Below are 20,444 nucleotides of genomic sequence, written 5' to 3' on the forward strand. Positions count from 1 at the left end.
CTGCGGCAGGCGCCGCGCGGGGCCTGGGAATCATTCGCCGGCGGCGCAGTCCAACTGCGCATCACCAACCGACCCCCGAGGGGATGATGAAGCTACCCGTGCTCGCTGTATTGGGCGCCGCGCTGCTGTTGAGCGCCTGCGCGAAGAAGGAGGCCGAGGCCTGTGCCTCGCCGGACGTGAAGGACCAACTGATGCGGATCTTCCTCCAGGGCGCGATCACCGAGCGCTCGCCGGAGTTCAAGGACAGCGCGCTGCGCGACGTGGCGATCGTCGAGAAGGATCCCGACAGCGGCGTGCTGTCCTGCGTCGGCACCCTCAGCGTGCCGGCCGGCCAGCAGGTGGTCGAGGGCGTCCTGCAATATCGCATCGCCCCGGTGGCCAAGTCCGACTACGACTACCTGCTGCTGGATACCGCCGGCGCCAACACCACCGCCCTGGCGCAGCGCCTGAACAAGGCGCTCGGCCAGTGATCGCGCGCCTCGCTCAGGGTACGCCGTTGCGGCCGTGGGCGAGGAAGCCGGGACGGGCGCCGAGGCGCTCGTAATAGGCGCGCACCGCTGGCAGCGACGGATGCTCGAACGGCGTCTCGTACCAGCGGTTGACCGACAGGCCGATGGCGATGTCGGCCAGGCTGAAGGTCTCGCCGGCGACATAGGCGCCGGTGCGTAGCAGTTGTCCCTCGAGGATTTCCATGAAGCCCGTCCAGCCGCGCAACGAAGCCTCCACCTGGGCCGCGTCGCGGTGCGCCGGCGACTGCCGGACCAGGCTCATGAAGGCATAGCTCCACGAGCGGTTGAGGTCGGAGGCCTGCCAGTCCAGCCACTGGTCGACCCGCGCGCGCGGCGCCGCCTGCTGCGGATAGAGGCGTTCGCCGGCATAGCGGTTGGCCAGGTAGCGGATGATGCTGTTGGATTCCCAGAGCACCAGTTCGCCGTCGCGCAGCACCGGCACCATGGCGTTCGGGTTGAGGGCGAGGAATTCCGCCGCGTGGGTGTCGCGGAAGCCGCTGCCCCAGTCTTCGCGGCGGTAGGGCAGGTCCAGTTCGGCGCAGGTCCAGAGCACCTTGCGCACGTTGATCGAAGAGGCCTTTCCGAGAATCTCCAGCATGGCGATGGCGCGTCCTTGGGCGGATAGGAAGGCTCCGAGTATACGGGCCGATCCCGCCGACGGGGAACGGCTCGAGCGGGGGCGCCGGCTAGGCGCCGCTGACTTGCCGGCGACCCGGGCGGCGGCGCGCCCAGAGGGCGAAGTAGAGCCAGCCGATGACGAACGATGGCGCCACGCTCGCCAATGGATGCGGCGTGCCCGAGAGCCAGTGCAGCGCGGCCATCGGCGCGGTCAGCAGGAGCACCACCAGCAGGGGCGTCTGGCGTTGCGCAAGGCCGTGGCGGCGGCCGAGACATTGCAACAGGTACAGGCCGAAGCGCGTCGCCAGGAGACTCGCGGCGCCCTGGAGCAGGGCGGCGACGCCCATCCCGGCCAGGCCGCCGTCCTGGTTGGCATAGGCCGCCCAGGCGCCGTAGAGCACCGCGGCCGGCAGCGCCGCCAGCCACGGGTCGTCGGAGCGCTGCGCGAGTCCGCTCACCGGATGATCCTCTGCTGCACGTAGGGTTCGGCACCGGGCGCGAGGCGGACCATGCAGAGGATCTGGTCGCTGCTGCCGACGTGGGCGACGAAGTGGTCGTTGGTCCTGGCGTGGCTGGACATCGCCATGCGCGGGAAGAAATCCGGGGCGACGCTGCGTTGCCCGCCGGGTATCAGGCCGGTTTCCGCATCCAGGCGCAGGTTGGCGGACAGCGTGCCGACCACGTCGAGGGCCAGGTCGACCATGTCCGGGCTCTGGCGCGGCGCTTCCAGGTCCGGGTACAGCGTCGCTCCCGGGATCCGCGCGCTGAGGGCGCGGAACATGTTGTAGACCACCGGGTTGTAGGTCTTCGCCACGATCAGCGGCGGCAGCCCGCCGTTGCGCTCGCTGACCTGGCGCAGGAAGAACTGGTTGATCCGCTTGAACAGGCTGGTGCGGTGGTAGCGGTCGACCACCATCGCCGTCCACAGGTAGAGGAAGCGCGTCGAGCCGCGGACGAAGTCCTTCGCGCCCAGGATGCCAATGATCCGTTCGCCCTCCGGGTCGGTCGCCAATACCAGGTGGTCGTAGGTCTCGAAGATATCCGGCTGATTGCCGAAGTATTGCAGCACGTCGAACTGCGGCATTCCCTCTTGCAGGTCGGCGACTATCTTGCGTTTGAAGCCCTCGGGGAATTGCCGTTCGCGGCTGGAGTAGTCGAGGTCGAAGGCGTTTTTCTGCGGATCGCTGGTCATGGTCGTGGCTCGCCGGAGGAAGGGGCTGAAGGGCGCAGGACCAACTGGCGGTCCGTCGCGTCGGGGGCGTCGTCGGCGATACGGATGTACGCGCCGCGGGCCCAGAGTTCGTTGAGGTCGGTGGCGCCGTCGAACGGCAGGCCGGAGTTGCGGGTGGACAGCGCGTAGCGCGAGTTGTCGAAGTCCGCCAGGTCGATGACCATCCGCAGGGTCGCGGCGATCCGGGTGTTGAACGGGTTGGCCGGGTCGCTGTAGTCGAAGCGCCCGACGTTGACGCTGAAGTTGTCGCCGCCCTTGTTGTTCTTCAGGTCGAACAGCGTGCGCAACGGGGTCTTGTGGAAGGGCACGTGCTCGGCGAGGGCGGCGTGCGCCTCGCCCCACTTCCAGCCGTCCGGCGCGCTTCCGTGGGCGGCTCGCAGTTCGTCGAGGGCGCGGCGCAGCGACTGGTTCAGCTTGAGGTCGCAGCCTTGTTCCTGGCCGCACCAGAAGCGCAGGTCGGCCTGGCCGTCGAGGATCAGCCGGAGGAATCCGTCGTAGTTGCGCTGGTTCCAGCCGCTGGCCAGCAACTGCGTGCCGATCCTCGGTTGCAGCAGCTCGCGGGTGAAGGCGCGTACCCAGTAGCCGGCGATCAGTGGCGCGGCCAGGTCGGCGGCGGCCTGGTGGTTCCAGCCCTGGAGCAGGACGAAGGCCTCGCTGGCGCGCAGTTCGGGGTCGCTGACCTGCTCCAGCATCTTCGGCAACAGGCTCGCCATCACGCTGGAGAACTCGTCGTTCTGCAACTCCAGGTTGTCTTCCAGGGTGCGCTGGCCGGGGCCGCCGAGCCACTCGCGGATGCGGTCATAGCGGTAGGGCAGGACCCAGTCGTGGCCGAAGTCGAAGGCATTGTCGGGCGGCACGATGCGCTGGTTCGCCGTGGCGATGAACCCTTCGCGCGGGTTGAGGCTGCGTGGCTTGGCGCTTTCCGGTACGTAGCCGACCCAGTCGTAGCGGCTCTCCCAGCCGGGCGAGGGGGCCAGGCCATGGAGGTCGTCGTCGGCGCCGCGGAGCGGTACGCGACCGGCGGAGACGTAGCCGATGTTGCCCTCGACGTCGGCATAGACCATGTTCTGCGGCGGTACGCCGAAGTCGGCGGCGGCGTCGAGGAACTGTTCCCAGCCTTCGGCCCGGTTGATCGCCAGCAGGCTCGGGAAGGTCTTGTCGTGACGGTCGAGGCCGGTCCAGGCGAGGGCGATCACCAGCCGGTCGCGCTGCGCCTGCGGCAGCCGCGCCGGTTCGTAGATGTCGCTGATCACCGGGCCGTGGCGGGTGCTGCGGACCTCCAGCGAGACCGGCTCGCCGTCGCGCACGGCGATGCGTTCCAGGCGCGTCTCGAAGGGCCGGTAGCCGTCCGGGGTCAGGTAGCGCCGCGGGTCCTGGGGATCGACGCGCTCCAGGTAGGCGTCCTGGATGTGCGAGCCGGTATTGGTGTAGCCCCAGGCGATGCGCTGGTTATGGCCGATGACGAACAGCGGGGCGCCGGCGAAGTTGGCGCCGGTGAGGCTCAGGCCGGGGATCTTCAGGCTGGCCAGGTAGAAGGCCGCCGGGTTGGTCAGGCGCAGGTGCGGATCGTTGGCCAGCAGCGGCTTGCCGGTGGCGCTGCGGCTGGCGGAGACCACCCAGTTGTTCGAACCGATGCCTTCGACGTTGGAACCGGGCAGTTGCCCCAGCAGCTTGCCGGCGTCCGGCGTGCCGCGCAGGGAGCGGTACAGGCTGGCGTAGTCGCGGGTGGCCGGCGGCCGCTCGCCCGGATAGGGGGCGAACACCTCGTTGATCCGCGCCAGGTCCAGGTGCTCGGCCAGCGCCAGGCGCTGCAACTGCATGCCCAGGTTGGCGCTCAGGGTCCAGGAATAGAGCAGGTGCAGGGACAGGCTGTCCACCGGCCCCCAGGGCCCCGGCCGCTCGTGGCGCACCAGGCTGAATTCCAGCGGCAGCGCCGCCGGGGCCAGCTCCAGGTAGGCGTTGATCCCGTCGCTGTAGCGTTGCAGCAGGACGCGCGTGGGCGCGTCCAGGTTGGCGTAGATGCCTTCGGCGGTGCGTCGGAAGCCCAGGGTGCGGGCGAACCTGTCCATCGGCAGGGTCTTGGCGCCGAACACTTCGGAGAGCGTCCCGCCGGCATAGCGGCGGGCGAACTCCATCTGCCACAGGCGATCTCTGGCGTGGCTGTAGCCGAGCAGGAAATAGCCGTCCTCCAGGCTCTGCGCGCGGATATGCGGGACGCCGGCGGCGTCCCAGGCGATCCGCCCCTCGTGTTCCAGGCCATGGCCGACCTGGATCTCGCCGTACTTGAAGCCCAGCGGGACGGCCAGCAGGTAGACCGCGCAGGCCAGTAGCCCCAGCAGCAGGCCGCCGAGGGACAGGCGCCAGGCGTAACGTGCGTTCTTCGACATCGCTTCGAGTCTCCACGCCGACGGGTCAATAGACCCGCCGGTTCCGGTCCGCATGGCGACTGACGAAGAACACCAGCGAGACGCGCTCGCCGGCGGTCACCCGCTGGACCTCGTGGGGATAGCTGCAATCGCTGATGATCACCGAGCGCGGCTCCGGCTTGATGTCGTTGCGCAGATTGCCATCGCGGTCGTAGACCACGAACTGGCCGCCGGCGAAGTAGGTGCCGAGCTGCAGGACGATGGAGTACTGGTAGTCCGGGTTGCTGTCGGTATCCAGGTGCCGGCCGATGAACGAGCCGGCCTTCATCCGGTTCACCTGCATGCGCCGCACGTAGAAGGCGTCGTCGCCCATCAGCTTGCGGAACAGGCTCATCACGTTGTCGTTGCAGACGCGCGGGATGATCAGCTCCGACAGCGCATGGTTGACCACCGTGGGACGGTCGCGGTCGGTCATGAAACGGGCTACGTAGAGGTCGTTCTCCTCGTCGGCGTCGCCGATCAGGATCTTCTCCCACGGCAGGGTCGAGTTGGCCAGGACCTGGTTCATCAGTTCCCAGTCCTGCTCGTCGTAGAGCGCGTCGCTGGGGGTGATATAGGCGCAGCCGTTGGCTGCCAGGCTCTGGGTGATCTGGGCAATCTGAGTATTCATGGGGTTTCCTGTGTGATCAGGCGGTAGCCTGGGATGCGGGTTGGTTGGTGTGGGGCTGGTTGGCGGCATCGGTCTCCGGAGCGAGCCGGGCATGGTTCTCGCGGTACCAGTCGACGATTCCGAACGGGTCCGACTGGCCGCGGCAGAGGTGGTCGCGCAGGATCAGGAAGTTCTCCCACATGCCCCAGGTCTCGGTCATCGGGCCGAACTTCGAGGGGCGCGCCTCGTTGGCCGCGCGCTCCGGCGCGATGCGCCAGAAGTTCACCCCCGGCTTGCGGTGGTGGAAGTCGTGGCTGGGCAGGTCCTGCATGAAGGAGAACACCCGCAGCGGGATGTCGATCAGCAGCACGCCCAGGCTCCAGCGAACGAACGCCAGGGCGAAGGCCAGGCCCTGCTTGTCGGCCGGGTAGGGGCGGCCGAGGAAGCGTCCCCAGCTCAGCGAGCCGTAGTGCAGGAAGCGCGGCAGGCCGTGCTCGTTGCGGGCGAACCAGAGGTGCTCGGAGACGTGCTGGATCCACGACGAGTACTGGGTGAGGATGAAGATCGGGAACAGGTAGAACAGCGCGAACGCCTCCAGGTAGCCGCTGGCGTACACCAGGCCGAGCAGCGCGGCCCAGTAGAGCGCCCGGCTGACGCGCTCGTGGCGCGGGGCGGAGACGAAGCTGACGTCGAAGCGGAACTTCAGGTGCTCGAGGATCCGCGCCGGATGGAAGGGCGCGAGCACCAGGCGGGTCCAGAAGGCGCTTTCGGACATGCCCTTGTAGAAGCCGTGCTGCTTCATGAAGACCAGGTCGACGTCGTGCTCGGTATTGAAGGTGCGCACGCTGTGGTGTTCGTTCACGTGCAGCTTCACGTACTCGTCGCGCGGGGTGTGCAGGATCGGGATCGACAGGATCCACTTGCAGGTGAAGCGGGCCAGCGCCTTGTTCTCCAGGCTGGCGCCATGGGTGGTGTAGTGGAAGGTATGGAGGAAGCCGCGCTGGCGGTTGACCACCAGGCACATGATCAACGCGCCCAGCAGGCACTTCAGCCACAGTGGCTGCTGCGAGGTGAGCAGTTGCTGGCCGTAGATCACCGCGAGGAAGAACACCGCGTAGCCCCAGCTGATGTGCAGGTAGAGCTGCCAGGGCTTGAGCAGGGTGTCTTTCGGCCGTCGCGGCGGGCGGTCGTTCAGCGACTTGCCGGTGACCCAGGTCCAGAACGGCTGGCAGGGCAGGTCCTTGTAGGTACGGCGCACGTCGATGCCGTATCCGTACTTGGAGTATCGGGTCTTGAACAGTTCATCTTGCATGGCGCAGGCGCTCCCTGGTTACAGGTAGTCGGTTCGGATGTAGAGCGTCGGGACGGTCGCGAAGAACGAGTAGAACGGCTCCATCCGGTAGTGATCGACGGCCAGCACGACGAAGTTGTCGAAGCGCTCGCCGAAGAGTTTTCCCATCAATGCGTACTCGGCGGCCTGGGAGACGAAGCTGGCCCAGATCTGCTCGCGCGACTGGCTGGCGAACCATTTCTCGTAGAGCGGCAGGCGCGACAGGAAGATCGATTCCAGGGCCGGGTAGTCCAGCCCGGTCTGGCCGTAGTCGCCCTGTTCCAGGCGCTGGACGATCTCGCCGTGGGCCCGGTGCCAGCCGTCCTCGCCGCCGCACATCTCGAAGAACGAGCAGGTCGCGGCCGGGCAGGGCAGGGCCCCGGCGATCCGCTCGAGCTGGCGCTCGACCTTGCCGAGGAAACCCTCGCGGGTCTCGCCGGTGGCGGGGTTGCGGTTGAACGACAGGTATTCGAACTCGCCGCCGAGGATCGCGTGGCGGATCTCCACCTGGCGCGCCCTGGCCAGCTCCGCCACCGCCTGCCCGGCGCTGACCAGCTTGGCGCCGGCCAGGCCGGGCTGGTCGCCGACTCGCTCGAAGGTGTAGCGCGGCTTGCCCTCGGCATCGCTGGAGTGCGAGTAGTCCGGGCATACCGCGCTCACCAGGTGCAACGGACGGCCTTCGCCAGCGGCGCGCTCCAGCGCCTCAACCAGGCCGCGCAGGGCCCGCTCGCTGGGCGGCATGACGTTGCCGGCGGCCAGCCAGCGCTCGATGTCGCGGGCGTGGCGGTCGAGCTGCGGGATGTCCGGATGCTTGAGTTCCAGCTCGCTCTTGGCGTTGACCGCATCGGCCAGGAGCAGGGTGGTCAGGGACGGGATGCGTCCCTTGCTCTTGAAGCGGTGGATGTTGGTGACCACCGAGTTGCCCTGGCGCAGCTTGAAGTCGAATTCCTGGTGGCGCGACTGGAGGATCAGGTAGAACAGGTAGTTGCTGAACGGCAGCTCGCGCGCGCCGTGGGAGATGCGCAGCTCCAGATACCTGCGTTTCAGTTCGCCGAGGCGCGTTTCCAGTTGCGCATAGGTATGGTCGGGGACCACTTCGGCGAGGGGGAGGCCATACGAGATGGATTTCAATATGTTCCGGCTGAGACGGGAATCGATGTCTGGAATCATGGCGTTCACCTGACGTCGGGCTTGACCAGGACGGGAGCGGGCTGGGTTTTTCCGGGGAGGCTGTGCACGTCGCGGAACAGCAGCATGTCGACGAACTGCTGCTCCTTGTCGCCGGCGAAGCCCTGCGGCTCGTCGATGCGGCGGGGGTTCTCGTAGGTGCCGAACAACATGTCCCAGATCGGGAAATCGCTGTAGTTGCACTCGTGGCGGTCGCGCTGGTGGTGGATGCGGTGCATCTCCGGGCGCTGGAACAGGTAGCCGAGGACGTGCGGGGTGCGCAGGTTCGAGTGGTAGAACATCTCGCCGAGCGCGGCGAACATGATGTAGTAGGCGCCGGCCTCGATGCTGATGCCCATCACCACGTAGGCGACGAAGCTGCCCAGCAGCGAGTTGAAGACCATCTCGGTCGGATGCTTGTAGAAGGAGGTGAATACCTCGATGCGTTGCGGCGCGTGGTGCAACTGGTGGAACAGCCGCCAGAGCGTGTCGTTGGCGTGGCGCGCGCGATGCCACCAGTAGGTGACGAAGGTGTTGACGAAGTAGGCGGCGAAGCCGGCCAGCAGTGGTGGCAGGGCATCCGAGGTGTGCAGCAGGCTGTGCCCCATCATCCATTTGTTCCAGGTGATGCCGGCGAGCAGGGCGATCGACACCTGGACGATGTTGAGGAAGATCACCCGGGCCACCCAGGTGCTCACCTTGGGCAATTTCCAGCCGGGAACCAACTGTTCCAGCATGAAGATGAATAGCGCCACTCCGATCAAGTAATAAATCATATTTATCTCCTCTTCCTTAGGGGCGGACGCCATGCGGAACTTTCATCGATACGAAAGGCCAGCGTCCTGTTTATTGTCTGAAGCACTTCTCGGCAGGCTGCGGTTATCGCTTCGCTATATTCGGAAGGCGATCTCGGTCAGGCGTGGATAGCTTGTCCATGGTCGAATGGAGCGCTCTTTTTAATTGCCTCAGAATGCGCTTCGTGAAAATCGGCACGGACAATGAAATGCCTGGTCGAATTAAATTGTCACAGCCCGGCAGGGACAACCTGCCCTTCCGGGCAGGTATCTGCGGAGAGATAGGGGGGGAAGTATGTAGTTGCCATTTCTGGTCCCCGGGGAGCCTCGTCGACGAGGCCCGCCATGGGCCAAGGTTTGTTGTCGGGAGGCCCTCCCGACGACGATGGAGCGTGCGAGAAGAACAATGAGAAAGACCGCCGTGAGGCCCATCGGAGAGCCGTTCTACGGTTTCCGCAAAGATCCGGGGCGCCGTCCCCTCCAGCACAGCGCAGTTCCTGCGCGGCGCCTCGTGTCCGTGCTCATCGAGAAATTCTCTTCAGCCTCGTTTCGTCGTCGCCCGGCGGGCGGCGAATGGGCTCGACCTCGTCCGGAACACCCGCACAGGGCCGGCGGCGATATGTACTTCCAGGTCCGGCTTGATAAAGGGAGTTGTCATGAGTGGATAAGACGGAAACAAAAAAGAATAAAAACGCTGAAGAACCGAATCCTGCCGGGATCGATTGTTGACTGGTGAAGCTGGCATGCATGATGAGAGAGAGGGATATCTCGAGATTTTGTCAAGAATAACAACCGAGGAAGAGTTCTTCTCCCTGGTTCTCGAGATATGCGGTAATTATGGATTCGAATTCTTTTCATTCGGTGCGCGGGCGCCTTTCCCGCTGACCGCGCCTAAATATCATTTCTTGTCCAATTACCCAGGGGAATGGAAAAGCAGATATATCTCCGAAGACTACACATCCATCGACCCGATCGTGCGCCATGGTCTCCTGGAATACACCCCGCTGATCTGGAATGGCGAAGACTTCCAGGAGAACCGTTTCTTCTGGGAGGAAGCGCTGCATCACGGCATCCGTCACGGCTGGTCGATCCCGGTCCGCGGCAAGTACGGGCTGATCAGCATGCTGTCCCTGGTGCGTTCCAGCGAGAGCATCGCCGCCACGGAAATCCTGGAGAAGGAATCCTTCCTGCTCTGGATCACCAGCATGCTGCAGGCTACCTTCGGCGACCTGCTGGCGCCGCGCATCGTCCCGGAAAGCAATGTGCGCCTGACCGCCAGGGAAACCGAGATGCTCAAGTGGACCGCGGTGGGCAAGACCTACGGCGAGATCGGCCTGATCCTGTCGATCGACCAGCGCACGGTGAAATTCCATATCGTCAATGCGATGCGCAAGCTCAACTCCAACAACAAGGCGGAGGCCACCATGAAGGCCTACGCCATCGGCCTGCTCAACTGAATCGACGCCTCGTCGCCTAGCGAGGCCGCCGCGCAAGCGTCCGGCCATTCACCGAATGGCCGGATAGCGTTTGCGCCGGTCGCCTGAGCGCAGCCTTCCCACCGGCAGCGTTTCCCCGCTGCCCCCTTCGCCATTGCGCCCGTCCTCCTGTTGTCCGGCACGCTAGTGCAACTTTCCGGACGCTTGGCAAACCGGCCAAAGAATAGAACGGAATCGATGCCCCACACCTGTAATTTTTAAGGGGTTATGGCTATTGCAAAAAAGCGTTTATAAGTTTGTCCCCTGTCAAATCTGGTTACAACTGGGTTTCAGGCGAAACATTCGGTCATGGCAATTCGGCATTAGTTGAAACTTTGGAGACGCTCCGAAGCGGGCAACTTTTGCCCGGAAAAAGTTTCACGGCAATTTCTCCGGCCTGTCATCCCGATGTCTTCTTTCCGGTATGGATGCCAGTCGATTCGAACTGGCGGAGATTCGCACCATGCGAGAGTACCAACGGTTGAAAGGGTTTACCGACAACCTGGAATTACGGCGGCGCAACCGTGCCACGGTCGAGCACTACATGCGCATGAAGGGGGCCGAACGGTTGCAGCGGCACAGCCTGTTCGTCGAGGACGGCTGCGCCGGCAACTGGACCACGGAAAGCGGCGAACCCCTGGTTTTCCGGGGCCATGAGAGCCTCAGGCGGCTCGCCGAGTGGCTCGAGCGCTGCTTCCCCGACTGGGAGTGGCACAACGTGCGGATCTTCGAGACCGAGGATCCGAACCACTTCTGGGTCGAGTGCGACGGGCGCGGCAAGGCGCTGGTCCCGGGGTATCCGCAGGGCTATTGCGAGAACCACTACATCCATTCCTTCGAACTCGAGAACGGCCGGATAAAACGCAATCGCGAGTTCATGAACCCGATGCAGAAATTGCGTGCATTGGGAATAGCCGTTCCGCAAATAAAACGTGACGGTATTCCCACTTGAATGACATCTATCGCCAAGGAGCATTGACGATGCCTGACACGACAAATCCAATCGGTTTCACCGATGCCAACGAACTTCGCGAAAAGAATCGCGCCACCGTCGAGAAGTACATGAATACCAAAGGCCAGGATCGCCTGCGCCGCCATGAACTTTTCGTCGAGGACGGCTGTGGCGGTTTATGGACCACCGATACCGGCTCGCCCATCGTCATTCGTGGCAAAGACAAACTTGCGGAACATGCCGTCTGGTCATTGAAGTGCTTTCCCGATTGGGAGTGGTACAACATAAATATATTCGGAACCGACGACCCCAATCATTTCTGGGTCGAGTGCGACGGCCACGGCAAGATCCTCTTCCCCGGGTATCCCGAGGGTTACTACGAGAACCACTTCCTGCATTCCTTCGAGCTAGACGACGGCAAGATCAAGCGCAACCGCGAATTCATGAACGTCTTCCAGCAATTGCGCGCCCTGAGCATTCCGGTCCCGCAGATCAAACGCGAAGGCATTCCCACCTGAGGCCATCCTGGAAGGGGTGAACTATGGACGATCTATTGCAACGCGTACGGCGCTGCGAAGCGCTGCAGCAACCCGAATGGGGCGATCCGTCGCGCCTGCGCGACGTGCAGGCGTACCTGCGCGGCAGTCCGGCGCTGATCCGCGCCGGCGACATCCTGGCCCTGCGCGCGACCCTGGCGCGGGTCGCCCGCGGCGAGGCGCTGGTGGTGCAGTGCGGCGACTGCGCCGAGGACATGGACGACCACCATGCCGAGAACGTGGCGCGCAAGGCCGCCGTGCTGGAACTGCTGGCCGGCGCCCTGCGCCTGGCCGGCCGGCGGCCGGTGATCCGCGTCGGGCGCATCGCCGGGCAGTACGCCAAGCCGCGTTCCAAGCCGCACGAGCAGGTTGGCGAGCAGACCCTGCCGGTCTATCGCGGCGACATGGTCAACGGCCGCGAGGCCCATGCCGAGCAGCGCCGGGCCGATCCGCAGCGGATCCTCAAGGGCTACGCGGCGGCGCGCAACATCATGCGCCACCTGGGCTGGGACGCCGCGTCCGGGCAGGAGGCGAATGCCTCGCCGGTCTGGACCAGCCACGAGATGCTGCTGCTCGACTACGAGCTGTCGATGCTGCGCGAGGACGAGCAGCGCCGGGTCTATCTCGGTTCGACCCACTGGCCGTGGATCGGCGAGCGCACCCGCCAGGTCGACGGCGCCCATGTGGCGCTGCTGGCCGAGGTGCTCAACCCGGTGGCCTGCAAGGTCGGTCCGGAGATCGGCCGCGACCAGTTGCTGGCGCTCTGCGAGCGCCTCGACCCGCGCCGCGAGCCGGGGCGCCTGACGCTGATCGCGCGGATGGGCGCGCAGAAGGTTGGCGAGCGCCTGCCGCCGCTGGTGGAGGCGGTGCGCGCGGCCGGGCACCCGGTGATCTGGCTGAGCGACCCGATGCACGGCAACACCATCGTCGCGCCCTGCGGCAACAAGACCCGCCTGGTGCGCAGCATCGCCGAGGAGGTGGCGGCGTTCCGCCTGGCGGTGTCCGGCTCCGGCGGCGTGGCCGCCGGGCTGCACCTGGAGACCACCCCGGACGACGTCACCGAGTGCGTCGCCGATTCCAGCGGCCTGCACCAGGTCAGCCGGCACTACACCAGCCTCTGCGATCCGCGGCTGAACCCCTGGCAGGCGCTCAGCGCGGTGATGGCCTGGGCCGGCGCAGAAGCGTCCCCGAGCGCAACCTTCCCCCTGGAGACCGTGGCATGAGCGGCATTCCCGAAATCACCGCCTATCCCTTGCCGACCGCCCAGCAACTGCCGGCCAACCTGGCGCGCTGGAGCCTGGAGCCGCGGCGCGCGGTGCTGCTGGTGCATGACATGCAGCGCTACTTCCTGCGCCCGCTGCCCGAGAGCCTGCGCGCCGGGCTGGTGGCCAACGCCGCGCGGCTGCGCCGCTGGTGCGTCGAGCAGGGCGTGCAGATCGCCTACACCGCCCAGCCGGGCAGCATGACCGAGGAGCAGCGCGGCCTGCTCAAGGACTTCTGGGGGCCGGGCATGCGCGCCAGTCCGGCCGACCGCGAGGTGGTCGAGGAGCTGGCGCCGGGGCCGGACGACTGGCTGCTGACCAAGTGGCGCTACAGCGCCTTCTTCCACTCCGACCTGCTCCAGCGGATGCGCGCCGCCGGCCGCGACCAGTTGGTGCTGTGCGGCGTATACGCCCACGTCGGGGTGCTGATCTCCACGGTCGACGCCTACTCCAACGACATCCAGCCGTTCCTGGTGGCCGACGCCATCGCCGACTTCAGCGAGGCGCACCACCGCATGGCCCTGGAATACGCCGCCAGCCGCTGCGCGATGGTGGTCACCACCGACGAGGTGCTGGAATGAACGCCCTGCCCACATCGCTGTTGCAGCGCCTGCTCGAACGGCCGGCGCCGTTCGCCTTGCTCTACCGCCCGGAAAGCAATGGCCCGGGCCTGCTCGACGTGATTCGCGGCGAGACGCTCGAACTGCACGGCCTGGCCGACCTGCCGCTGGACGAGCCCGGCCCGGGCCTGCCGCGCCATGACCTGCTGGCGCTGATTCCCTACCGGCAGATCGCCGAGCGCGGCTTCGAGGCGCTCGACGACGGCACGCCGCTGCTGGCGCTGAAGGTTCTGGAGCAGGAACTGCTGCCGTTGGAGCAGGCCCTGGCGCTGCTGCCGAACCAGGCGCTGGAACTGAGCGAGGAAGGTTTCGACCTCGACGACGAGGCCTACGCCGAAGTGGTCGGGCGGGTCATCGCCGACGAGATCGGTCGCGGCGAAGGCGCCAACTTCGTGATCAAGCGGCGCTTCCAGGCGCGCATCGACGGCTACGCCACGGCCAGCGCGCTGAGTTTCTTCCGCCAGTTGCTGCTGCGCGAGAAGGGCGCCTACTGGACCTTCATCGTCCACACCGGCGAACGCACCCTGGTCGGCGCCTCGCCCGAGCGACACATCAGCGTGCGCGACGGCCTGGCGGTGATGAACCCGATCAGCGGCACCTACCGCTACCCGCCGGCCGGGCCGAACCTGGCCGAGGTCATGGAATTCCTCGACAACCGCAAGGAAGCCGACGAGCTGTACATGGTGGTGGACGAGGAGCTGAAGATGATGGCGCGGATCTGCGAGGACGGCGGCCGGGTGCTCGGTCCCTACCTCAAGGAGATGGCGCACCTGGCGCACACCGAGTACTTCATCGAGGGCCAGACCAGCCGCGACGTGCGCGAGGTGCTGCGCGAGACGCTGTTCGCCCCGACCGTCACCGGCAGCCCGCTGGAAAGCGCCTGCCGGGTGATCCGCCGCTACGAGCCGCAGGGTCGCGGCTACTACAGCGGGGTGGCGGCGCTGATCGGCGGCGATGGCCAGGGCGGGCGCACGCTGGACTCGGCGATCCTGATCCGCACTGCCGAGATCGAGGGCGACGGCCGCCTGCGCATCGGCGTCGGCTCGACCATCGTGCGTCACTCCGATCCCCTGGGCGAGGCGGCGGAAAGCCGGGCCAAGGCTTCCGGGCTGATCGCCGCGCTGAAGAGCCAGGCGCCGCAGCGCCTGGGCTCGCACCCGCACGTAGTGGCGGCGCTGGCCAGCCGCAACGCGCCGATCGCCGACTTCTGGCTGCGCGGCGCCAGCGAGCGCCAGCAGTTGCAGGCCGACCTGTCCGGACGCGAGGTGCTGATCGTCGATGCCGAGGACACCTTCACCTCGATGATCGCCAAGCAGCTCAAGTCGCTGGGCCTGACGGTGACCGTGCGCGGCTTCCAGGAGCCATACTCGTTCGACGGCTACGACCTGGTGATCATGGGCCCCGGCCCGGGCAACCCCACCGAGATCGGCCAGCCGAAGATCGGCCACCTGCACCTGGCCATCCGTTCGCTGCTCAGCGAGCGCCGGCCGTTCCTCGCCGTGTGCCTGAGCCACCAGGTGCTGAGCCTGTGCCTGGGCCTGGACCTGCAACGCCGGCAGGAGCCCAACCAGGGCGTGCAGAAACAGATCGACCTGTTCGGCGCCGCCGAGCGCGTCGGCTTCTACAACACCTTCGCCGCGCGCGCCCTGCAGGACCGCATCGAGATCCCCGAGGTCGGCCCGATCGAGATCAGCCGCGACCGCGAGACCGGCGAGGTCCACGCCCTGCGCGGGCCGCGCTTCGCCTCCATGCAATTCCACCCCGAATCGGTGCTGACCCGCGAGGGTCCGCGCATCATCGCCGACCTGCTGCGCCACGCGCTGGTCGAGCGGCGGCCCTGAGCCAGGAGAGCCCATGCACAGATATGTCGTGATAGACGCCTTCGCCAGCGAACCGCTGCAAGGCAACCCGGTGGCGGTGTTCTTCGACTGCGACGACCTCAGCGGCGAGCGCATGCAGCGCATGGCGCGGGAGATGAACCTGTCGGAGAGCACCTTCGTGCTCCGCCCGCAACAGGACGGCGACGCGCGCATCCGCATCTTCACCCCGGTCAACGAACTGCCGTTCGCCGGCCACCCGCTGCTGGGCACCGCCATCGCCCTGGGCGCCGAGACCGACAAGGACAGGCTGTTCCTGGAGACCAGGATGGGCACCGTGCCCTTCGCCCTGGAGCGCCAGGACGGCAAGGTGGTGGCCTGCAGCATGCAGCAGCCGATCCCCACCTGGGAGCACTTCAGCCGCCCGGCCGAGCTGCTCGCCGCCCTCGGCCTGAAGGGCTCGACCTTTCCCATCGAGGTCTACCGCAACGGCCCGCGCCACGTCTTCGTCGGTCTGGAGAGCGTCGCCGCGCTGTCCGCGCTGCACCCCGACCACCGCGCGCTGTGCGACTTCCCGGACCTGGCGGTGAACTGCTTCGCCGGCGCCGGGCGGCACTGGCGCAGCCGCATGTTCTCGCCGGCCTACGGCGTGGTCGAGGACGCCGCCACCGGCTCCGCCGCCGGGCCGCTGGCGATCCACCTGGCGCGCCACCGGCAGATCCCCTACGGGCAGCAGATCGAGATCCTCCAGGGCGTCGAGATCGGCCGGCCGTCGCGCATGTACGCCCGCGCCGAGGGCGCCGGCGAGCGGGTCTCGGCGGTGGAAGTGTCGGGCAACGGCGCGGCCTTCGCCGAAGGCCGGGCCTACCTGTGAACGGGCAGAACGGAGGAACGCCATGATGGGCGTCAACGCGAACATTTCCGAGTCCCTCACCGGGACCATCGAAGCCCCTTTCCCGGAGTTCGAGGCGCCGCCGGCGAACCCCATGGAGGTGCTGCGCAACTGGCTGGAACGCGCCCGCCGCTATGGCGTGCGCGAGCCGCGGGCACTGGCCCTGGCCACGGTCGACGGGCAGGGCCGGCCGTCGACGCGGATCGTGGTGATCGCCGAACTCGGCGAGCGCGGGGTGGTGTTCGCCACCCACGCCGATAGCCAGAAGGGCCGCGAACTGGCGCAGAACCCCTGGGCCTCGGGGGTGCTGTACTGGCGCGAGAGCAGCCAGCAGATCATCCTCAACGGCCGCGCCGAACGCCTGCCCGACGAGCGTGCCGACGCCCAGTGGCTGAGCCGCCCGTACCAGACCCACCCGATGTCGATCGCCTCGCGGCAGAGCGAAACCCTCGCCGACATCCACGCCCTGCGCGCCGAAGCCCGGCGCCTGGCGGAAACCGATGGCCCGCTGCCGCGCCCGCCGGGCTACTGCCTGTTCGAACTGTGCCTGGAGTCGGTGGAGTTCTGGGGCAACGGCACCGAGCGGCTGCACGAGCGCCTGCGCTACGACCGCGACGAAGGAGGCTGGAAGCACCGCTACCTGCAACCGTGACGACACCGCTGCGCCGGCGTTTCATGGCGGATAACCGCACGCGGTTATTCGCCCTACGCGGCCTCGAAGCCCACCCGTTTCATGGCGGGTATTCATCCCTCACGGCCTTGGAACCCATCCGTTTCACGGTGGATAGCCGCATGCGGTCATGCGCCCTGCGCGGGCTCGGAGTCCGGCCCAGGCGATGTTCGGGGTTGGACGCCGTAGCCGAAGGCCCGGCGCAATCCGGCGATCGCCTGTTGCCGATCCATGCCGCGCACGGCCGGCGGATCGGCGCGTTCGCAGAACTCGCGCCAGACGAACAGGGTCAGCTCGGCGCCATCGGTAAGGGGTTCGGCGGTCGGCACGCCGAACTGCTGGAGCGTCCGGTAGCGCGTGTCCTCCCAGAACAGTTCCTCGACCCAGTCGTACAGTGGAATCAGGTGGAAATGCACCGGCAGGCCGGGCATGTGGCCGTAGCGGCCGACATAGATGCGTCGCGGCCGCAGCAGCGCGTCCATTTCGCGCTCGACCCTGGCCAGCAGCGGCCCGAATTCGGCGAGGGCTTGTTCCGGCAATTGGTGGAAGGCCGTCGCCGGTTGCCGCGAGCCGAGCATGCAGTAGCCGGGCAGGGCCGAGTCGATCCGCTGGTTCAGCGTCCAGTGGCGGGTCTGGTGGATGATCAGCTCGGGCGGGATATGCATGGGGCGGCGCTCCGCAGATGGGGCGCCCACTGTAACCCGTCGTCAGGGAAGATCCAGCCCGGTCTTGCGCCGTTTCATTTCGTCGATGCGTTGTCGCAGCGCCAGGCGCTGGGCTTCCGGCTTGGCCAGCCACCAGTCGCGCACCGCCGAGTTGTCGTAGCGCGTCAGCCAGGCGGGGAAGCGCGCCATCTGCGCTTGCGGAAAGTCGTTGGCGCGGCCGCGCAGGTAGTGATCGAAGAAACCCAGCACCAGGGCATTGGGAGCCTGGATGAGGACTTCCGTCGGTGCCGAGCCGAGCAGCCCGTCGCGCAGCGGCCGGCGGATGAACAGCGGATTGTCGGTAAGCCCGGCATGGGCCGAATCGCGCAGTACCAGGCGATGAATGTCCTGGCGCTGGCCGGCGTGCTCGAAGCGTTCGTAGGAAAAGTCGTTGAAGCTTCTCGGGCGGGCCGGCGGTTCGATGCCGAACAGCCGGTAGAAGTTGCCAAGGTCGGCGTGCAGCATCAGCAGCGGCGCCGGGAAATCGCTATCGAAGGGCGCGAAGTCGAAGTCGCCGCCGTCGAGGTTGACGGCCGCCGCGCAGCGTCGGTCGACCATGCAGACCGCGCCGGTGGTCGAGCCGCCGAAGGACATGCCCATCTCGCCGGTGTGCGCGAAGTCGCTGGCGGCCACCAGGTCGGCGACCCTGTCCGGGACCTCGCCGGCCTGCAGGCGGTCATGGACGAACAGGCGGTCGGCCAGCCATACCGGCGCGCTGAGGTTGACGGCGCGGTTGGCCGGGGCGGGCAGGTCGAGGGCGGTGTGCAACTGGCCGTCGAGGCGCTGGTCGAGATCGTCGCTGACATAGCCCTGGCGCATGGCCTGCGGCAAGCCGTCGTGGGCGGCCCGGCGCAGGTGTTCGACCAGCCCGGGGTCCATGGGCAGCAGCGTGCCGTCGGGCAGGCGGGTCGGCGACGCGTCGCCGCTGTGCTGGATGGCGTAGACCGCGTAGCCGTGGCTGGCCAGTTCTTCCATCAGGGTCCAGTTGCCGCCGGCGAAGGCGCTGTAGCCATGGCTGTAGAACACCACCGGCAGGCGAGCGGAATCGTCGCGCAGCGGGGCGTCCGGATAGGAATTGGTGCGCAGGTGCTTGAGGTAGGTGAGCAACGGCGGAAAGCCGAGTATTTCACCGAAGCCTCGCGCGGTGCTGCGTGCCTCGCCTGGGTCGAAATAGTGACGCGGCGCGGCGCCGGCGATCGGGCGTGCCGGGTACCAGGCGCGTACCAGCAGGCGCCGCGGTTGTCCGGCCGGGGCGCCGAGCAGGCCGGGTCGGCTGGGGTCGTCCAGTTCGAAATCGCGCACGCCGACCGCATAGGGGCCGCTCGGCGCCGGCAGCGGCGCGACCGGGAACAGGTACAGCGCGGCGATTGCCAGCAGCACCAGCAGGCCGTATAGCGAACCGGTCCGGAACGGCAGGCCGCGCACGGGCTTCCGGCGCAGGCAGGCGCCGAGCAGCAGGGAGAAACCGGCGAAGGCGCCGACGCCGGCTTGCCAGCGGTCGTCCCATGCAGCGTACAGGCCGGCGCCGAGCGCCAGCGTCGAGGCGAGCGCCAGCAGGCCACGGCGGCCGGGCAGGGCGGGTATCCACCAGGCGAGCAGGGCCGCCAGCAGGGTCGCGACCAGCAGCAGGTCGACAGCGGTCATGGTGCTTCGCTCCTCGTTTCCACGGGGCGCGTCGGTTGGCTCGGCCAGAACGCCGCCAGCGCCAGCAGCAGACCGACCAGCGCGTAGGGGGCGCGGCTGTCCAATTGGTGGAGCAGCGCGCCGAGCAGCGGCCCGCTGATCAGGCCGAAGCCATGTACGGCCACCAGGGTGCCGGCGGCGGCACCCTGTTCCTCGGCGCGCACGGCATTGGCGTTGAGCGCCGAGACTGCCGGGAACACCCAACCCATGCCCGCCGCGGCGACGAAGAAGGCCAGCCAGAGCAGCGGCGGCGAGTCGGCGAAGCACACGGCGGCGAAACCGATGGCGGCGACCAGCCCGCCGACCCGGATCAGTCGCGGCGGTGGCCAGTCCAGGCGGCGCACCAGGAGCTGGGCCAGGATCAGCGCGACGCCCACGGCGGTCAGGGCGATGCCGGCCACCCGCGCGGCGTCGGCGGAATCCAGGCGCAGCCGGTCGAGGGCGAAGAAGCCCACGGTGATCTGCGCCACGGTGACGCTGAACATCGCCACGAAGCCCACCGCCAGCGGCCGCCGCAGGCGGCGGTCGCCGATCGCCAGGGCGGCGCCGCGGTTCGGCTGGCGACGCTCCTCGCGCGGCAGCCAGCGCCAGAGCGCCAGCAGGGCGACCAGGGGCAGCGCGCCGGTGACCAGCAACGGCAGGACCAACCCGTGAGTCGCCAGCAGTCCGGCCAGCCCCGGCCCGATCACCATGCCTATCGCGCTGGCCGCGCCGAGTCCGGCCAGCGCCGCGGCGCGTCGTTGCGCCTCGACGTGATCGGCCACCAGTGCCGCCGTGCAGGCTGGCACCGCGGCGTAGAAACCGCCGGCGAGGCCGCGCAGGAGAACGATACCGGCGAAGGCGAGCAGGGTCGGCAACGTCCAGTGCAAGGCGAGCACGATGAACAGGCAGAGCGAGGCGTAGGAGAGGGCGAAGCCGGCCAGCCCGCCGAGCAGTATCCGCCGTCGCCCATGCCGGTCGCTGGCGATGCCCCAGGGCCGCGCCGCGAGCATCCAGGCGATGCCGCCGACGGTCACCGCGGCGCCGGCCTGCCAGGGCGCCAGGCCGAGCTTGCGGGCGAGCGGGCCGACCAGGGCGACGAAGGACATCACCGCGAGGGTGCAGACGAAGGTCTCGAACATCAGCGGACGCAGGTCCAGGGTGTTGGCGGAGGGCGGCGGGGTGGTCAT

The 20,444-nt window shown here is 67.4% G+C and carries 20 protein-coding genes; 9 read left to right on the plus strand and 11 right to left on the minus strand.

Features of this window, described 5'->3' with window-relative positions; all coding sequences use genetic code 11:
• Positions 1-83 precede the first annotated feature (83 nt).
• The gene (locus tag FOC67_RS29825) at positions 84-470 is read left to right on the plus strand and encodes a hypothetical protein (protein WP_275966472.1); all 387 of its coding nucleotides are present in this window, start codon (positions 84-86) and stop codon (positions 468-470) included.
• A 13-nt stretch (positions 471-483) separates the two neighbouring features.
• Here FOC67_RS29825 and FOC67_RS10060 read toward each other — a convergent pair whose 3' ends face one another.
• The 8 genes from FOC67_RS10060 to FOC67_RS10095 all read right to left on the minus strand — a co-directional run bounded on the left by FOC67_RS10060 (position 484) and on the right by FOC67_RS10095 (position 8,646).
• Positions 484-1,107: a glutathione S-transferase family protein gene (locus FOC67_RS10060; protein ID WP_003088140.1), complete on the minus strand. Its 624-nt coding sequence runs from the start codon at positions 1,105-1,107 to the stop codon at positions 484-486.
• Between the two features lie 88 nt (positions 1,108-1,195).
• Positions 1,196-1,585: a hypothetical protein gene (locus tag FOC67_RS10065; protein ID WP_009314571.1), complete on the minus strand. Its 390-nt coding sequence runs from the start codon at positions 1,583-1,585 to the stop codon at positions 1,196-1,198.
• Positions 1,582-2,319, minus strand: coding sequence for a hypothetical protein (locus FOC67_RS10070; protein WP_003088145.1), 738 nt, complete (start codon positions 2,317-2,319; stop codon positions 1,582-1,584). Before FOC67_RS10070 ends, FOC67_RS10065 begins: the two co-directional genes overlap by 4 nt.
• Positions 2,316-4,745, minus strand: coding sequence for a penicillin acylase family protein (locus tag FOC67_RS10075; RefSeq protein ID WP_174707718.1), 2,430 nt, complete (start codon positions 4,743-4,745; stop codon positions 2,316-2,318). The genes FOC67_RS10070 and FOC67_RS10075 overlap by 4 nt, the downstream gene beginning before the upstream one ends.
• 25 nt (positions 4,746-4,770) lie before the next feature.
• Complete coding sequence (locus FOC67_RS10080; RefSeq protein ID WP_009314568.1) at positions 4,771-5,394, minus strand: 2OG-Fe(II) oxygenase; 624 nt, start codon at positions 5,392-5,394, stop codon at positions 4,771-4,773.
• Between the two features lie 16 nt (positions 5,395-5,410).
• On the minus strand, positions 5,411-6,685 hold the full coding sequence (locus FOC67_RS10085) for a fatty acid desaturase (protein ID WP_009314567.1): 1,275 nt from the start codon (positions 6,683-6,685) through the stop codon (positions 5,411-5,413).
• Between the two features lie 18 nt (positions 6,686-6,703).
• The gene (locus FOC67_RS10090) at positions 6,704-7,873 is read right to left on the minus strand and encodes a hypothetical protein (protein WP_003088150.1); all 1,170 of its coding nucleotides are present in this window, start codon (positions 7,871-7,873) and stop codon (positions 6,704-6,706) included.
• A 5-nt stretch (positions 7,874-7,878) separates the two neighbouring features.
• Positions 7,879-8,646 carry a sterol desaturase family protein gene (locus tag FOC67_RS10095; RefSeq protein ID WP_003102692.1) on the minus strand — a complete coding sequence of 256 codons (768 nt, stop codon included), beginning with the start codon at positions 8,644-8,646 and terminating at the stop codon, positions 7,879-7,881.
• A gap of 761 nt (positions 8,647-9,407) precedes the next feature.
• Between FOC67_RS10095 and qscR the strand changes: the two genes are divergently transcribed.
• From qscR to phzG, 8 genes are all read left to right on the plus strand, one after another.
• Complete coding sequence (gene qscR / locus FOC67_RS10100; RefSeq protein ID WP_009314546.1) at positions 9,408-10,121, plus strand: quorum-sensing transcriptional repressor QscR; 714 nt, start codon at positions 9,408-9,410, stop codon at positions 10,119-10,121.
• A 481-nt stretch (positions 10,122-10,602) separates the two neighbouring features.
• Positions 10,603-11,091 carry a phenazine biosynthesis protein PhzA gene (phzA, locus tag FOC67_RS10105; protein ID WP_003117657.1) on the plus strand — a complete coding sequence of 163 codons (489 nt, stop codon included), beginning with the start codon at positions 10,603-10,605 and terminating at the stop codon, positions 11,089-11,091.
• Between the two features lie 29 nt (positions 11,092-11,120).
• The gene (gene phzB, locus FOC67_RS10110) at positions 11,121-11,609 is read left to right on the plus strand and encodes a phenazine biosynthesis protein PhzB (RefSeq protein WP_023105015.1); all 489 of its coding nucleotides are present in this window, start codon (positions 11,121-11,123) and stop codon (positions 11,607-11,609) included.
• Between the two features lie 23 nt (positions 11,610-11,632).
• Positions 11,633-12,850, plus strand: a complete 1,218-nt coding sequence (gene phzC, locus FOC67_RS10115; RefSeq protein ID WP_015503079.1) for a phenazine biosynthesis protein PhzC — start codon at positions 11,633-11,635, stop codon at positions 12,848-12,850.
• Positions 12,847-13,470, plus strand: a complete 624-nt coding sequence (gene phzD, locus FOC67_RS10120; RefSeq protein ID WP_003093625.1) for a phenazine biosynthesis protein PhzD — start codon at positions 12,847-12,849, stop codon at positions 13,468-13,470. The genes phzC and phzD overlap by 4 nt, the downstream gene beginning before the upstream one ends.
• Entirely contained in the window at positions 13,467-15,350 is a 1,884-nt protein-coding gene (gene phzE, locus FOC67_RS10125; protein ID WP_009316358.1) for a phenazine biosynthesis protein PhzE, read from the plus strand. Before phzD ends, phzE begins: the two co-directional genes overlap by 4 nt.
• A 13-nt stretch (positions 15,351-15,363) precedes the next feature.
• The gene (gene phzF, locus FOC67_RS10130) at positions 15,364-16,200 is read left to right on the plus strand and encodes a phenazine biosynthesis protein PhzF (RefSeq protein WP_003093628.1); all 837 of its coding nucleotides are present in this window, start codon (positions 15,364-15,366) and stop codon (positions 16,198-16,200) included.
• A 25-nt stretch (positions 16,201-16,225) separates the two neighbouring features.
• Positions 16,226-16,870: a phenazine biosynthesis FMN-dependent oxidase PhzG gene (gene phzG, locus FOC67_RS10135; protein WP_003112073.1), complete on the plus strand. Its 645-nt coding sequence runs from the start codon at positions 16,226-16,228 to the stop codon at positions 16,868-16,870.
• A gap of 146 nt (positions 16,871-17,016) precedes the next feature.
• On the opposite strand, the gene FOC67_RS10140 is transcribed toward phzG, so the two are convergent.
• From FOC67_RS10140 to FOC67_RS10150, 3 genes are read right to left on the minus strand one after another with little or no spacing between them, the layout of a single operon-like run.
• On the minus strand, positions 17,017-17,553 hold the full coding sequence (locus tag FOC67_RS10140) for an HIT family protein (protein WP_003088158.1): 537 nt from the start codon (positions 17,551-17,553) through the stop codon (positions 17,017-17,019).
• 42 nt (positions 17,554-17,595) lie between these two features.
• Entirely contained in the window at positions 17,596-19,236 is a 1,641-nt protein-coding gene (locus FOC67_RS10145; RefSeq protein WP_009315573.1) for a dienelactone hydrolase, read from the minus strand.
• Positions 19,233-20,444: an MFS transporter gene (locus tag FOC67_RS10150; protein WP_011666695.1), complete on the minus strand. Its 1,212-nt coding sequence runs from the start codon at positions 20,442-20,444 to the stop codon at positions 19,233-19,235. The genes FOC67_RS10145 and FOC67_RS10150 overlap by 4 nt, the downstream gene beginning before the upstream one ends.

The organism is Pseudomonas sp. FDAARGOS_761 (genome assembly GCF_013343155.1).
GTDB lineage: Bacteria > Pseudomonadota > Gammaproteobacteria > Pseudomonadales > Pseudomonadaceae > Pseudomonas > Pseudomonas aeruginosa.